The organism is Pseudomonas sp. Irchel 3F3, from assembly GCF_900187545.1.
GTDB lineage: Bacteria > Pseudomonadota > Gammaproteobacteria > Pseudomonadales > Pseudomonadaceae > Aquipseudomonas > Aquipseudomonas fortuita.
In genome coordinates this window covers 340,137-354,482 of the sequence record NZ_FYDS01000004.1, presented here as the reverse complement: position 1 = coordinate 354,482, position 14,346 = coordinate 340,137, and the positions used below count along the sequence as shown (strand labels likewise).

Below are 14,346 nucleotides of genomic sequence, written 5' to 3'. Positions count from 1 at the left end.
TTGGTCTGACGGTGGGGCAGTTTTTATTTTTGAATGTGCGTCTTTTTTTTTAGGTAGACGTTACAGCCGGGCTGAGGTTTAAAGCACATAAAAAAAGCCGCTGATCGGCAGCGGCTTTAAAAGGCTAACATATCGGCACCGGTGGTGCCCATGGTGTAGCCAAGGGAAATCGGGAGCAGCAACAGCGCTTGATCAGCTGTCGGCATTGGCATCGACAGAAACTTTGGAAGCGGTCTGTTCTGGGGATTTGGCGGCTTCTGCCTTGTTTGCTGCTACAGCGTCGCGGGCCTCTTGATGGACGGCGGCGAGCTCTGCATTACGGGTGACGAAAGCGCTGGATTCTTCGGCCATGGCCAGGGGCGACAACAACAGGGAAGACAGAACGAAGACGCTGGCAATACCCATACTGTTGGACATTTGAAACTACCTTCTTGCGGTGCAAGTGCTAATGAGGACGGGGGTAAAGTTAGTCCTTTCAGTGCACTTGAAACAGAGCGAAGTGCGATAAGCACTGTTGCGCAAAAGGTAACGATCCAAGAAAAAGCAATAGTACTTTGGCCGCAAACTCCCGCGCTAGAGAGCCTGCGCGGTCCTTGTAGGAGCGGCCTTGCGCCGCGAATGGGCTGCGCAGCAGCCCCGGCAATCTTGGCCCTGCCAAAGCGTCTGGGGCCGCTTCGCGACCCTTTCGCGGCACAAGGCCGCTCCTACACAGAGCGCGCAGGCCTCAAGGTCGGCAACTGGATACCAAAGGTATTGAGCCCGGCCCCACTGCGCACAAACACTTCCCCCCCATGCATCAGCGCAATCGCCTTGACGATCGCCAACCCCAGCCCATGGTTGCCCCCACCGCTGTTGCTGCGCGCCGCATCCACGCGGTAGAAGCGTTCGAACAGCAACGGCAGGTGTTCATCGTCAATCGCCGGCCCCGGGTTGCTCACGGCGATGCTGACCTGCTCGGGCCCGGCATCGATCTGCACCTGGATCACCTGGTGCGGCGCGGTGTGCTGAACGGCGTTGTTCAGCAGGTTGATCAGCGCCCGGCGTAACTGGGCCTTTTCGATGGGCGCCTGGGCGTCGCCGATCACGCTCACGCTGACCTGGGCGTCTTCGAGGATGTAGTCCAGGTAGTCGAGGGTGGTTGCCACTTCTTCGGCCAGCGAGGCCTGGGTGAGGGCGGTGGCCTTGCTGCCTTGGTCGGCGCTGGCCAGAAACAGCATGTCGTTGATGATGCTGCGCAGGCGCTCCAGCTCTTCCAGGTTTGATTGCAGCACTTCGAAGTAATGCTCGGCACTGCGGCCACGGGTAAGCGCTACCTGGGTCTGGCCGATCAGGTTGGTCAGCGGCGAGCGCAGTTCGTGGGCTACGTCGGCGTTGAAGGCTTCCAGCCGTGAGTAGGCCTGGCTGACCCGGTCGAGCGCGGCGTTGAAGGCGCCGGCGAACTGTGCCAGTTCCGGGGCCAGGGCGTGGGTTTGCAAACGCCCATCCAGGCGTGGCGGGGCCAGGGCCTGGGCCTCGTTGGACAACGCCAGCAGCGGGCGCAGGCCAATGCGCGCGACCCAGTACCCCAGCATTGAAGCCAGCAGCACGCCAAGCACCGCCAGCCCGACAATCGCCAGCAGCAGGCTGTGCTGGGCCTGCCAGAACGTTTCGGTGTCGATGCCAATCAAAAACCGCAGCGGTGGCCGCTCGCCCAGGCCCGGTAGCTCGCTGACCAGCACCTTGTAAGGGTAGGGCCGGTCGGGCAGGCGCAGGTCGCGCATACCCTGCGGGCCTTCGGCAAAGGCACGGACCAGCTCGCTGGGGTGGCCGTATTCGTAGGCCGGGTTGCTGCTGACTACCCAGAAGCGGATGCGCTTGTCTTCTTCGCTGAGCAGGTTGAGCTTGTTGTTGATCTTGGCCCAGTGTTCCTGCGTGCCGAAGCGGTTGAGGGTAGATTCGAGCACGCTGAAGCGCGCATCCAGTTCCGCCTGCGGCAGCAGGTCCAGGCTGCGGTCGACCTGGCGGTACAGCGCCGAGCCGATCAGCAGGAACACGCCCAGCGCCACCAGGATGAACAGCGCCGACAGGCGCAGGGCGATGGAATTACCCCGCGCGGTTTTCCAGGACATAGCCCATGCCTCGGATGGTGTGCAGCAGCTTGTTGTCGAAGGGCCCGTCGAGCTTGGCGCGCAGGCGTTTGATTGCCACTTCCACGACGTTGGCGTCGCTGTCGAAGTTGATGTCCCAGACCAGTTCGGCAATCGCCGTTTTCGACAGGATTTCACCCTGCCGCCGGGCCAGCACGCTGAGCAGCGAGAACTCTTTGGCCGTCAGGTCCAGGCGCTGCCCGGCGCGTGTGGCCTTGCGGGCCATCAAGTCGATCCACAGGTCTGCCACCTGCACCTGCAACGGTTCATGGTTGCTGCTGCGCCGGGTCAGGGCCTGCAGGCGGGCGACCAGTTCAAGGAACGAGAACGGCTTGCCCAGGTAGTCGTCGGCGCCTTCGCGCAGGCCGTGAATGCGGTCTTCGACCCGTTCACGGGCGGTCAGCATGATCACCGGCGTCTGCTTGCGCGCGCGCAAGGCGCGCAGCACGCCATAGCCGTCCAGGCCAGGCAGCATCACATCCAGCACGATCACCGCGTAGTCGCCCTCCAGGGCCAGGTGCAGGCCATCGATACCGTCCCGTGCCAGGTCAACGGTAAAGCCCTGTTCGCTCAGGCCGCGATGCAGGTAGTCGGCGGTTTTTTCTTCGTCTTCGATGATCAGCACACGCATGGTCTTGTCCTAACTGGGACTTGGCGCTGCCGCGCGGGCAGCCTGGCGGCGGTGGAACAGGCGCTCCAGGGCCAAGTATATGACCGGGGTGGTAAACAGCGTCAGGGCCTGGCTCACCAGCAGGCCACCCACCACGGCGATGCCCAGTGGCTGGCGCAGCTCGGCGCCGGTGCCAAAGCCGAACATCAGCGGCACCGCGCCCAGTAGCGCGGCCAGGGTAGTCATGATGATCGGACGGAAGCGCACCAGGCATGCCTGGCGTATCGCCTGTTCGGGTGTCATGCCGTGGTGGCGCTGGGCTTCGAGGGCAAAGTCGATGAGCAGGATGCCGTTCTTCTTGACGATGCCGATCAGCAGTACCACGCCGATCAGCCCCATGATGCTGAAGTCTTGGCCGCTGGCCCACAGCAGGATGATCGCGCCCAGGCCTGCGGAGGGCAGGGTGGAGATGATGGTCAGCGGGTGAACGAAGCTCTCGTAGAGCACACCGAGGATGATGTACACCGCCACCAGCGCGGCGAGGATCAGGTAGGGCTGGCTCGACAGCGAGCTCTGGAACGCCTGGGCGGCGCCCTGGAAGTTGCCGGTGATCGAGTCGGGCATCCCCAGCTCGCGCTGCGCACGCTCCAGGATCTGCACCGCATCGCCCAAGGCCACGCCGGGCGCCAGGTTGAACGACAGGTTGGCGGCCGGGAACAGGCCGTCGTGGCTGATCGACAGCGGCCCGGTGCTTGGCGCGGCAACATGCGCCAGGGCCGACAGCGGCACCATCTCGTTGGTCAGTGGTGAGCGCAAGTAGAAAAAGTTGAGGCTTTCAGCCTTGCCACGCTGTTGCGCGTCCAGTTCGAGGATGACCTTGTACTGGTTGGTCTCGGTCTGGAATTCGCTGATCTGGCGCTGGCCGAAGGCATCGTACAGGGCCTGGTCGACGTCGGTGGTGGTCAGGCCGAAACGCGCCGCGGCCTGGCGGTCGATATCGATGCGGGTGACGCTGGCGCCCAGTTGCAGGTCGTTGGACAGGTCACGCAGCGCCGGGTTTTCCCGCAGGCGGTCGGTAAGGCGCTGGGTCCACAGGTTGAGCGCGACGCCGTCGTTGCTCTTGAGCACGTATTGGTACTGGGTGCGTGACGGGCCGGAGCTGAGGTTGATGTCCTGGCCGGCGCGCATGTACAGGACGATGCCCGGCACCTGGGCGAGTTTCGGGCGAATCCGGTCGATCCATTCGCTGGCCGAGACATCGCGCTCGCCGCGGGGCTTGAGCGAGATCCAGAAACGGCCGTTGGCGATGGTCTGGTTACTGCCAGTCACCCCCACCGAGTGCGAATAGGCGCGCACTGCCGGGTCGTCACCGATGATTTTCGCCAGCGCCAGGTGCTTGTCGATCATCGACGGGTAGGACACGTCCGCAGCTGCCTCGGTGGTACCGAGAATGAAGCCGGTGTCCTGCAGCGGGAAGAAGCCTTTGGGGATGCCCACGTAGCCGGCCACGGCCAGCGCCAGGGTAATGCCGAACACCCCCAGGGTGATCCGCCGGTGGGCCAGCGCGCGGTCCAGGCCTTTTTCGTACCAACCCAGCAGGCGCTGGCCGAAACCGCCCTGGTGGTCGCCGGGTGGGCGGCGCATGAACAGCGCCGAAAGGGTGGGGGCCAGGGTCAGCGATACCACCACCGAGATCAAAATGGTGGCCGTGGCGGTCAGGGCGAACTCCTTGAACAGCCGGCCCACCACACCGCCCATGAACAGCAGCGGAATGAACGCGGCGATCAGCGAGAAACTGATCGACACCACGGTAAAGCCGATCTCGCCGGCGCCTTTGAGCGCAGCGGTGCGGCTATCGTCGCCGGCTTCCAGATGGCGATGAATGTTCTCCACCACAACGATGGCATCATCGACCACGAAGCCGACGGCAATGACGATGGCCACCAAGGTCAGGTTGTTGAGGCTGAAGCCGAACACGTACATCAGCGCGCACGTGGCGATCAGCGAGACGCCGAGCACGCTGGAGACGATGAAGGTGGCCGACCACTGACGCAGGAACAGCGCCATCACCCCGATCACCAGCGCCACGGCGATCATCAGGGTCAGCTCGACCTCGTGCAGCGAACTGCGGATGGTCTGGGTGCGGTCCTGCAGCACCGACACTTCAACCGAGGCCGGCAGCATCTCTTGCAAGCGCGGCAAGGCGTCGAGCACCCGGTCCACGGTGTCGACGATATTGGCGCCAGGCTGGCGGAAGATCACCAGATTCAGCCCCGGTTGGTTGCCTGACCAGGCACTTACATAGGCGTTCTCGGCACCATTGATTACCTTGGCCACGTCCTTCAGGTGCACCGGGGCGCCATTGCGGTAGCTGACGATCAGCTGCGCATAGTCTTCGGGGTGGAACAGCTGGTCGTTGGCGGCGATGGTCGACACGCTGTGCTCGCCGTACAGCGCGCCTTTGGCCAGGTTCAGGCTGGTCTGCTGGATAGCCAGGCGCACGTCGGCCAGGGTCAGGCCGATGGCCGCGAGTTTCTCGGGTTGTGCCTGCACCCGTATGGCCGGGCGCAGCTGGCCGGTGATGTTGATCAGGCCGACCCCGTCGATCTGGCTGAGCTGGCGCGCCAAGAGGGTTTCGGCGTAGTCGCTGAGCTCGTTGCCGGGCATCTGTGCGGAGCTGACGGTGAGGATTACCACCGGGCTGTCGGCCGGGTTGACCTTGCGCCAGGTGGGCGGGCTGGGCAGGTCCTGGGGCAGGCGGGCGGTGGCCGTGTTGATCGCTGCCTGCACTTCCTGGGCGGCGGTGTCGATGTTCTTGTCCAGGGTGAACTGCAGGATCAGCGTGGTCGAGCCCAGCGCGCTGCTGCTGGTCATCTGGGTCATGCCGGGGATGGCGCTGAACTGCACCTCCAGCGGCGTGGCCACCGACGAGGCCATGGTTTCCGGGCTGGCACCGGGCAACTGGGCGGTGACCTGAATGGTCGGGAAGTCCGCTTCTGGCAAGGGTGCCACCGGCAGGCGCGGGAAGGCGATGGCGCCGAGCAGGACCAAGGCGAAGGTCAGCAGCAGGGTGGCGATAGGGTGGTCGATGCACCACGCCGAGACGCCATTGCGGGTGTTCATGGCTGGCTCCTGCGCTCGGCCATCTCGGCAGGCGGCGGGGCGTCAGGGGTGATCTCGACCCTGGAGCCGGGTTTGAGGCGCGATTGGCCATCGAGTACCAGCTGGTCGCCGGCCTTGACCCCGGCGACGATGTTCAGCGTGCTGTCCTGATACAGTACCTTGACCGGCACGTTGGTGACTTTGTCGCCGTCGACGCGGTAGACGAAGTGGCCATCGATGCTGCGTTGCACCACGGGGGGCGGCACCACCAGGGCGTCTTGGTCCATCGCCGTGCGCAGGCGCACGGTGACCAGTTGCCCCGGCCATAGCAGGCCGTCCTTGTTGTCGAACTCGGCCTTGACGCGCACCGTGCCGGTGTTGGCCGAAATCTGGTTGTCGATCAGGGCAAGGTGGCCTGCGCCGAGCAGGTTGCGCTCACCATCGGCATCCATGTAGGCCTCGACCAGCGCCGGCGTTTGCGCCTTGAGCAGGCCTTGCAGGGTTGGCAGCATCTGTTGCGGCAGCGAGAACTCCACAGCGATCGGGTCGATCTGGGTCACGCTGAACAGCCCCTGGGTGTCGCTGGTGCGCACCAGGTTGCCCGGGTCGATATTGCGGATGCCCACGCGCCCGGTTACCGGTGAGCGTATCTGTGTGTAGGAGAGTTGCACCTCGGCGTTGGCGATGGCCGCCTGGTTGCCCTTGACCGTGGCTTGCAGCTGGTTGACCAACGCCTGTTGCTGGTCGAGGGTTTGCTTGGACACGCCGTCATCGCTGCTGAGCAGGCGGTAACGCTTGAGGTCGACGCCGGCCACCTGGATCTGTGCCTGGCTTTGGCCGAGTTGTGCGCGGGCCTGATCGAGGCTGGCGCGGATGCTGCGGTCGTCGAGGGTAGCGAGCAGGTCACCTTCCTTGACCCATTGGCCTTCCTTGACCAGCACTTGGGTGAGTATCCCCTCGACCTGGGGCCGGACCTCGACGCTGTGCAGCGACAATACCGAGCCGATGGCGCTGGCATAGCGTGGCACGTCCTGCTGGGCGACGCTGACCACGCGCACCGGTACGGCGGTTTGCGCGCGGGCGGCCGGTGCGGGTTGGTGCTGGCTGAACCAGGTGCCTGCTACCACCAGGGCCAGGAGCGCCAGTGCGGCGAGGAAGGCAGAGCGGGACGGACGTCGCATCGGTGCGGGCACCTTGGCCAGGTGGGAGGGAAACGGTTGTCTGTACTCAATCTTATAGCCCCCGCACCGGGTCGGCAGCGTGACGGCTGGCTGACAGCGCTGTCAGTTTCACCGGGTGGCATGCGACAGGGGACCACTGTGGGAGCGGCCGTGCCCGCGAAGAAGACGACGCGGTGGATGGCACCGGCTGCGCCGGTGTTCGTGGGCACGCCCGCTCCCACAGGTTACCGTGGAATGCTTGCTGAAGTCGCTCAGGCTAAAAGCCTATGAAGGCGTAGTACACCGGGGTTTCGTGGGTAGTGCGCAAACCAAGCCCCTGCAAGCTCGCGACCAGCGGTTCATCCTGCACATGCAAGGTCCACTGTGCAGCGTCAGGTATGGGCTCCTGCGCCAGCGCCGTGGCAAACGCGCCCATGTCTGGCAGGTAGGCGGTAAAGCCATTGCCCTTGAGCGCACTGGTGGTCATGCCCAGCGCCTGGCACACCGCCACCTTGGCAGCTATGTCATCGCGGTCGGCTTGCCGTGACGCTTGCACCAGCGCTTGCAGTTCCGCATCGACCAGTTGCGTGCCGTGAATCAGTTCCGGCCCTTGCTGCCAGGCCTCCGGCGGGCAGTCCTTGCTGTCCGGGCGCAGCGGAATGTGCGGGTTGATTTCCACCGGGTAGATGCGACAGACCAGCGGGCGCTGTTCATAGATGGTGCACAGGTCGTCGTCGTCCAGGTTGCGGCAGCGCCCGGGGTTGAACGCGGCAAAGGTCACCGACACGCGTGCCTCACCGTCGCCGCAGGCCACCGGATACGAGCGGCGCAGCACATGTTCGCGCTGCTCAGGCGGCATGCCGGGGCCATCGGCCACGAAGGCTTCGATCAGCACTATCACCTGGCCGGCATCATCTGCCCAGCGGCGTGCCTCAGCCAGCGTCAGGGGCACGTGGTGCCCGGTGCAGCACTTGCCGCAGCCGGTACAACCGAATCGCAAGTTGTCGGTCACTTGGCTTCCGGGCTCCACTCGCTGATGAAGGCACGCTGGTGCTGGCGGTCGTACAGGCACAGCTCGGTGCCGGTGCGTTGCTGCATGTGCTTCTGCGGGTAGACGCCTTCGACCAGCAGGGCGCTCATGCCGACCTGGTCATCGAACTCGGCGGGCTTGCCGCGGGCGTGGGCATCCTTGAACTGGCTGGCGGCCAGGCAGGCCTTGAGCATCTGTTGGCGCTGCTCGTTCCAGGCCTGGCTGCTGGAGGCCTGGGCGATACCGCTGAGGAGGGCGCAGGTGATCAGGATAGAGCTGAAAAACTTCATACGCGATTCCGGCAATTTGCTTGCGAGGGGCGCGAATTATGCCCGACTCACCCCCGGCGGCAAGCCGGGGAGTTTGTCGCTTAATATATCAGTGCTCGGCAAACACCACGGTACGCGCGGCCACCACCAGACAATCGGTCAGCTCTGGCGAGGAGAACTTGGTGAGGATGGCGTTGGCCCCGGCCTGGGTTGCCTTCTCGCTGCTCATGGCACTGTCCAGCGAGGTGTGCAGCAGCACGTACAGGTGCTGGAAATCAGGGGTTTCGCGCAGGGTGCGGGTGAAGGCGTAGCCATCCATCTCGCTCATTTCGATGTCGGAGACGATGATGTTGATCTCCTGCGCGGTGCCTTGCAGCTCCAGCAACACGTTGATGGCATCTTTGGCGCTGCGCGCGGTGTGGCATTCGATGCCCAGGTTGCGCAGGGTGTGCACCGACTGCTGCAGGGCCACCAGGCTGTCGTCCACCACCAGGATGTTGGCGGCGGCCAGCAGGCTGGCGTCTTCTTCGCTCAAGGTGCCGTGTGCGGGTTCGGCCGGCGGTGGGGCGATGGAGTGGATGACTTTTTCGATGTCCAGCACCTGCACCAGGGTGTTGTCGACCCGGGTCACGCCGGTGATGAACGAGCGGTTGCCCGAAGCAAAGGGTGGCGGTTTGATGTCGGTGCTCAGGCAATGCACGATGCGGCTGACCGCCTGCACATGCAGGCCTTGGCGCGAGCGGCTGATTTCAGTGACGATCAGGCAGCCGCCTTGCGGGTCTTCCAGGGGCCGCTCGCCGATGGCGCGTGACAGGTCGATGACCGACAGCGAATGGCCACGCAGGGTCGCTACACCCTTCACGTTGGGGTGCGACTCCGGCAGCTTGGTCAGCGGCGGGCAGGGGATGATTTCGCTGACCTTGAGCAGGTTGATTGCCATCAACTTGCCGCTGCGCAGGGTGAACAGCAGCAGGGACAACGAGTCCGCGCGGGCATTTTGCGTGGCCATGGTGACCTTCGGTGGGGAACAGGGGATAACCGGTTATCGGCCCGTTTTGGTCGGGCTTTAGGCATTTTGCACAGAACCTGGGGATGCTTGGGACCCTGTGGGAGCGGGCATGCCCGCGAAGCGTGCGACGCGGTACATGGCACCGGCTCCGCCGGTGTTCGCGGGCATGCCCGCTCCCACAGGTGATGTGTGTAAACGCCTGGATCAGCGTTCGCGCAGTGCCTCCTTGGCCCGGTTCAGCGGCTTGATCAGGTAATCGAGGATGGTCTTCTCGCCGGTGCGGATATCCACCGTGGCAATCATCCCCGGCACGATCGCGAAGTGCTTGCCGGCCTTGTTCTGCAGGCTGTCCTGCTCGGTGCGGATGAACACCCTGTAGTAGTAGATTTCCGGTTTCACCTCATCCTGCAGGGTATCCGGCGAAATCCCCACCACCTTGCCATCCAGTCCGCCATACACCGAATAGTCATAGGCACTGATCTTGACCTTGGCCGCCTGGTCGGGGTGGATGAACGCGATATCGCGCGGGGCGATGCGGGTTTCGATCAGCAGGCGTTCGTCCATCGGCACGATCTTCATGACCTGGCCACCGGGCTGCACCACGCCGCCCAGGGTGTTGACCTCAATGTCCTTGACGATGCCACGCACCGGTGAGCGCAAGGTCAGGCGGGTAAGCGAGTCGCTGCGCCCGCGGACCACTTCTGACAGGCTGTCGGCCTCGGCGCTGGCTTTGGCCAGTTCTTCCCGGGCACGCACCAGGTAGTCGGAGCGGGCTTCGTTGGCCTTGAGCTCCAGCTCTGAACGCTGGCGGTTCAGGCGGATCACTTCGACCCGGCTGGAGGCGCCCATCTTTGCCAGGTTCTCGGTGATCTTCAGCTCGCTGCGCACCAGTTGCAGCGAGTCCTGGATACCCGCCAGGGTCTGCTCCAGGCCGCGGCGGCGGGTCTGGTACAACGCGGTTTCGGCGTCGATCAGGTCGGGTGAGTCGCGCAGGCTGTCCGGGAAAGTCAGCGGCCTGCCAGTGACCTCTGCCTGCAAGCGGGCCTGGCTGGCCTTGGCAGCGCGGTACTTGGCTTCGCTCTCGCCGACACTGGAGGCGGTCTTGGTCGGGTCGAGCTGGGCCAGCACCTGTCCGCGCTCGACCAGGTCGCCTTCGGCCACGCTCATCTGCGCGACGATGCCGCCCTCGAACGACTGGATCACCTGCTCCCGCGAACTGGGGATCACCTTGCCGGTGCCGGTGGACACTTCGGTCACCTCGAACCAGGCGGCCCAGGCCAGGAATGCGGCCAGCATCAAGGCACAGATGGTGATGATGCGGCCGGCGCGGAACACCGCCTGGTCGTCCTGCCCATCCAGGTAGGAGGCCGGGAGTTCATGGTTGCTCATGCCTGGGCTCCTTGCAGTTTGGCCAGCGCAGCATCGCGGGTGTCATCGATGACGATGCGCCCGCCGTCCAGCACCAGGATGCGGTCGACCCGTTGCAGCACGCTCAGGCGGTGGGTGGCGATCACCAGGGTGCGGCCCTGGCAGAAGCGTTCGAGGTTATCCAGCAGCTTGCGCTCGGTCATGTCGTCCAGCGACGCAGTCGGCTCGTCCAGCAGCAACACTTGCGGCTGGCGCACCAGCAGGCGCGACAGCACCAGGGCCTGGCGTTGGCCGCCAGACAAGCCCAGGCCGCCTTCCAGGATCAGGTGGTCCATGCCCTTGGGCAGGCGGCGGACGAAGTCCAGCGCGCCCGTGGCAGCCAGTGCGGCCACCAGTTCCTGGTCGCTGGCCTGGCCGGCACCGAGGGTGAGGTTTTCCCGCAGGGTGCCGTGGAACAAGCGCGCGTACTGTGGCAGCAGGCCCACGTCACGGCGCAGGTCGGCAGGGTCGAGGTGGCCCATGGCGATGCCGTCCAGGCTGACCTCGCCTTGCACCAGGTCCATGGCCCCTCCCAGCGCTTGCAGCAGGGTCGACTTGCCGGCGCCGTTGCGCCCGAGCACGGCAATGCGCTCGCCCGGCTGGATATCCAGCTGGCCGATGTTCAGCACTGGCGGGGACTCCTCGCTGTAGCGGAAGTTGGCCTGGCGCAGGCGGTACTCGCCACGAATCGCCGGCAGGTGTACGCGGGCTTCGCCTTCGGGGTGGTCGACCGGTGACTGCATCAGCTTGTCCAGCCCTTGCAGGGCCACCTTGGCCTGCTGCCAGCGGGTCAGCACATGGGTCAGTTGCGCCAGCGGCGCCATCATCCGTGACGACAGCATCGACGCCGCCACCAGGCTACCGGTCGTAAGGTCGCCGGCGATGACCATCGGTGCGCCGACCACGATGACCACAGCAAACACCGCGCCCTGCACGTTCTGGGTCCAGGTCACCAGGCCGTTGGTGAGGGTGCGCAGGCGCAGGTTGGTATGGGCGCAGGCGGCGTTGTACTGGTTCCACTGCCGTTCGAAGCGTGCTTCGGCCTGCAGTGCCTTGATTTCGTCCAGGCCCTGGATGCTTTCTACCAGCATGGCGTTGCGCAGCGCCGACTCGCGCATGGAGGCATTGGCCAGCCGCGCCAGGCGCCGTTGGGCCAGTACCCCAGGCACCACCATGGCCAGCAATGCGACCAGCGGGATGAACACCAGCACGCCGCCGATCAGCCAGAACACGAACAGGAACAACAGGAAGAACGGCAGGTCGGCCAGCGCCGTGGCGGTGCTGGAAGTGATCAGGTCGCGGATCGATTCCAGCTCGCGCAGTTGCGAGATGAACGACCCGGTGGACTTAGGGCGCACCGAGTTGCGCAGGCGCAAGGCATGCCCGTAGACCAGGTCGCTCACCCGCAGGTCGGCGCGTTTGCCCAGCAGGTCGGTCACCTTCAGCCGCAGCAGGCGCATGCTGAAGTCGAACACCAGCGCCAGCACTACCCCCCCGAACAGCACGTACAGGGTGGGCAGCGACTCGGCCGGGATCACCCGGTCGTACACCTGCATCGAGAACAAAACCCCCGCGAGGGCCAAGACGTTGGCTACCAGCGAGGCGACCATCACCTGCCCATACGGGCGCAGGTCGCGCAGCACGATGCGGGCAAACCAGTGGCGGTCGTAGGGTGCGGTGTAGTCATCGGTGCGCACATCGCGCAGCGGCCGTGCCGGGCGCAGCAGCGCAACGCGGTTGATGCGGCCCTTGAGGCTGTCGCGGGGCAGGCGAGAGGTCAGGCCCTGGTCACCGGCAAACACCACCGCCAGGTCGTCCTCTTCGGTGACCGACTCGACCACCGCCAACTGGCCATCATCCAGTTCCAGTACCAGCGGTGTACGCCACTGTCGCAAGCCCTTGGCGTCGAAGCGCACGAAGCGCAGGGCCAGGCCGGCCTGGCGCGCCATGTGGCGAAGGATTTCATCCAGCGGGCGGGCGTCCTCGACGGCGGCCAGGCGAATACGCTGGGGCGACACGTCCAGGCGGTAGTGGTGCGCCACCTGCAGCATCACTTCCAGCCACGGTCCAAGGTCCGGTCGATGAGGCGCTTCGGCCGCGGGGGCAGTGGGCTGTTCAGGCAGGGTCACATTGATCGAATCGGTCATGGCTGGATCTCCACCCCTTGCAGGTTGCGCCCCTCAAGGCCAAAGGCCGTGCGCAGGGCGCCGGTGTTGTACAGGCAGTCGACATCCAGGCGCAGCAGGTCGGAGCGGGTGCCGGCGAGTTCGAAGCGTGACTGGTAGATCTCCTGCTCGGCGTTGAGCAGGTCGAGCAGGGGCCGCGTGCCCAGGTCCAGGTACTGGCGCCCGTAAAGCATGCGTGCTTCCTGAATGCTGACCTGGCGGGCTTCCAGCGAAGTCAGCCGGCGGTCTAGCCCGGAGGTTTGTGCCATGGCCTCGGCCAGGCCACGACGGGCTTGCAGGCGGGCCGCGTCTTCGGCGGAGTCGGCGGCGGTCAGGGCGTGGCCGGCAGCGCGGCTGCGGGCGCTGATGGCACCCCCTTGATAGATAGGTACCTCGACGTTCAGGTAGATGCCTGCCTGGGTGCGGTCCATCCGTGAGTTGTCGCGGTTGTAGTCGTTGTCCAGGTAGTGGTTGACCTGTGGTTGCAACGACAGTGTCGGGTAGGCCTCGGCCTTGGCCTGGGCCAGCTCGGCCTGGCCCTGGGCGCGCTGGGCCAGGGCCATGAGCACGGCAGGCAGGCGGTCATCGCCTTGCGAGGGCCGCTTGCAGGCCTGGTTCAGCGCTGCTGGCGAATCCTCGGCCAGCGCCGGTGGAGTGATGCGCCCCATCAGTGCCGCCAGGGTCGAGCGCCAGCGCTCGTACTGCGACTGGTATTCCTCCAGCGTGGCGCGGGCGCTTTCCACACGGGACTCGGCCTGCACCACGTCGGAACGGGTGCTGGCGCCCATGTCGCTGCGTTGGCGGGCCATGCCGGCAATGTCACCGACCCCGCGAATCTGGTCGCGGGCGATGGTCATCAGTTGCTCGTAGCGGCGGGTTTCGATCCAGGCATAAGCCGTGTCGCGGGCCAGGTCGTCGACCACCAGCAGGATATTGGCCTGGGCGCGGGCGGCAGCAGCTTGTGCCGCGCTGACGGCGCTGTCGACCTTGCCGAAGTCGTAGAGCATCTGCTTGAGCGACAGGTTCAGCGCCTGGCTGTTGCGGTCGCCGCCATAACCGGTGTCATAACCGGTGCGGATACCGCCGGAAATCTGCGGGTAATACCCGGCGCGGGCGACGTTGATGCCTTCGCCCTGCTTATAGAGGTTGCCGATGGCCTCGGCGATGCTGGGGTGCCATTGAGCGGCCTGCAGCACCGCGTCGGTCAGCCCCAGCCGCTCGCCACTGGCGACCGGGGCCATGCCGGTGGCGGGGCGTGCGGGCACTGCTTCGGGCGCATCGCGTAGCAGCGATGGCCCGATCTGGCGCAGTTGGGGGTCTATGTCATCGGCTGCCAGGGCAACCGGGTGGAAGTTCAGGGCCAGGAGCCCGAAGGCTCCCAGCAACAGCGGTGACAGCGGACTGCTTCGCTTCACATAGTTCCCTTACTGCTGGTCGTCCTTGCCGCCGGGCATTTGCCCGGCGGGTT

General features: G+C 65.2%; 11 protein-coding genes. All 11 read right to left on the bottom strand.

The window, feature by feature from the left end; translation table 11 throughout:
- Positions 1-192: 192 nt before the first annotated feature.
- A complete protein-coding gene (locus tag CKW35_RS10315) occupies positions 193-417 on the bottom strand; it encodes a hypothetical protein (protein WP_023047986.1) in 225 nt (74 codons plus the stop codon).
- Between the two features lie 287 nt (positions 418-704).
- Positions 705-2,108, bottom strand: coding sequence for a heavy metal sensor histidine kinase (locus CKW35_RS10310; RefSeq protein ID WP_016484927.1), 1,404 nt, complete (start codon positions 2,106-2,108; stop codon positions 705-707).
- A complete protein-coding gene (locus CKW35_RS10305; protein ID WP_023047985.1) occupies positions 2,083-2,757 on the bottom strand; it encodes a heavy metal response regulator transcription factor in 675 nt (224 codons plus the stop codon). The genes CKW35_RS10310 and CKW35_RS10305 overlap by 26 nt, the downstream gene beginning before the upstream one ends.
- 9 nt (positions 2,758-2,766) lie before the next feature.
- Complete coding sequence (locus CKW35_RS10300; RefSeq protein ID WP_095115841.1) at positions 2,767-5,859, bottom strand: multidrug efflux RND transporter permease subunit; 3,093 nt, start codon at positions 5,857-5,859, stop codon at positions 2,767-2,769.
- Positions 5,856-7,019: an efflux RND transporter periplasmic adaptor subunit gene (locus CKW35_RS10295; RefSeq protein WP_016484929.1), complete on the bottom strand. Its 1,164-nt coding sequence runs from the start codon at positions 7,017-7,019 to the stop codon at positions 5,856-5,858. Before CKW35_RS10295 ends, CKW35_RS10300 begins: the two co-directional genes overlap by 4 nt.
- 256 nt (positions 7,020-7,275) lie before the next feature.
- Positions 7,276-8,010 carry a YkgJ family cysteine cluster protein gene (locus CKW35_RS10290; RefSeq protein WP_095115839.1) on the bottom strand — a complete coding sequence of 245 codons (735 nt, stop codon included), beginning with the start codon at positions 8,008-8,010 and terminating at the stop codon, positions 7,276-7,278.
- Positions 8,007-8,318 carry a hypothetical protein gene (locus CKW35_RS10285; protein ID WP_016484931.1) on the bottom strand — a complete coding sequence of 104 codons (312 nt, stop codon included), beginning with the start codon at positions 8,316-8,318 and terminating at the stop codon, positions 8,007-8,009. Before CKW35_RS10285 ends, CKW35_RS10290 begins: the two co-directional genes overlap by 4 nt.
- Positions 8,319-8,406: 88 nt before the next feature.
- Entirely contained in the window at positions 8,407-9,306 is a 900-nt protein-coding gene (locus tag CKW35_RS10280; protein WP_016484932.1) for a chemotaxis protein, read from the bottom strand.
- A gap of 204 nt (positions 9,307-9,510) precedes the next feature.
- The gene (locus CKW35_RS10275; protein WP_023048372.1) at positions 9,511-10,695 is read right to left on the bottom strand and encodes an HlyD family type I secretion periplasmic adaptor subunit; all 1,185 of its coding nucleotides are present in this window, start codon (positions 10,693-10,695) and stop codon (positions 9,511-9,513) included.
- Positions 10,692-12,860 (bottom strand): type I secretion system permease/ATPase, encoded by a 2,169-nt coding sequence (locus CKW35_RS10270; protein WP_016484934.1) that lies wholly within the window; start codon positions 12,858-12,860, stop codon positions 10,692-10,694. Before CKW35_RS10270 ends, CKW35_RS10275 begins: the two co-directional genes overlap by 4 nt.
- On the bottom strand, positions 12,857-14,293 hold the full coding sequence (locus tag CKW35_RS10265) for a TolC family outer membrane protein (RefSeq protein WP_095115837.1): 1,437 nt from the start codon (positions 14,291-14,293) through the stop codon (positions 12,857-12,859). Before CKW35_RS10265 ends, CKW35_RS10270 begins: the two co-directional genes overlap by 4 nt.
- Positions 14,294-14,346: the final 53 nt, after the last annotated feature.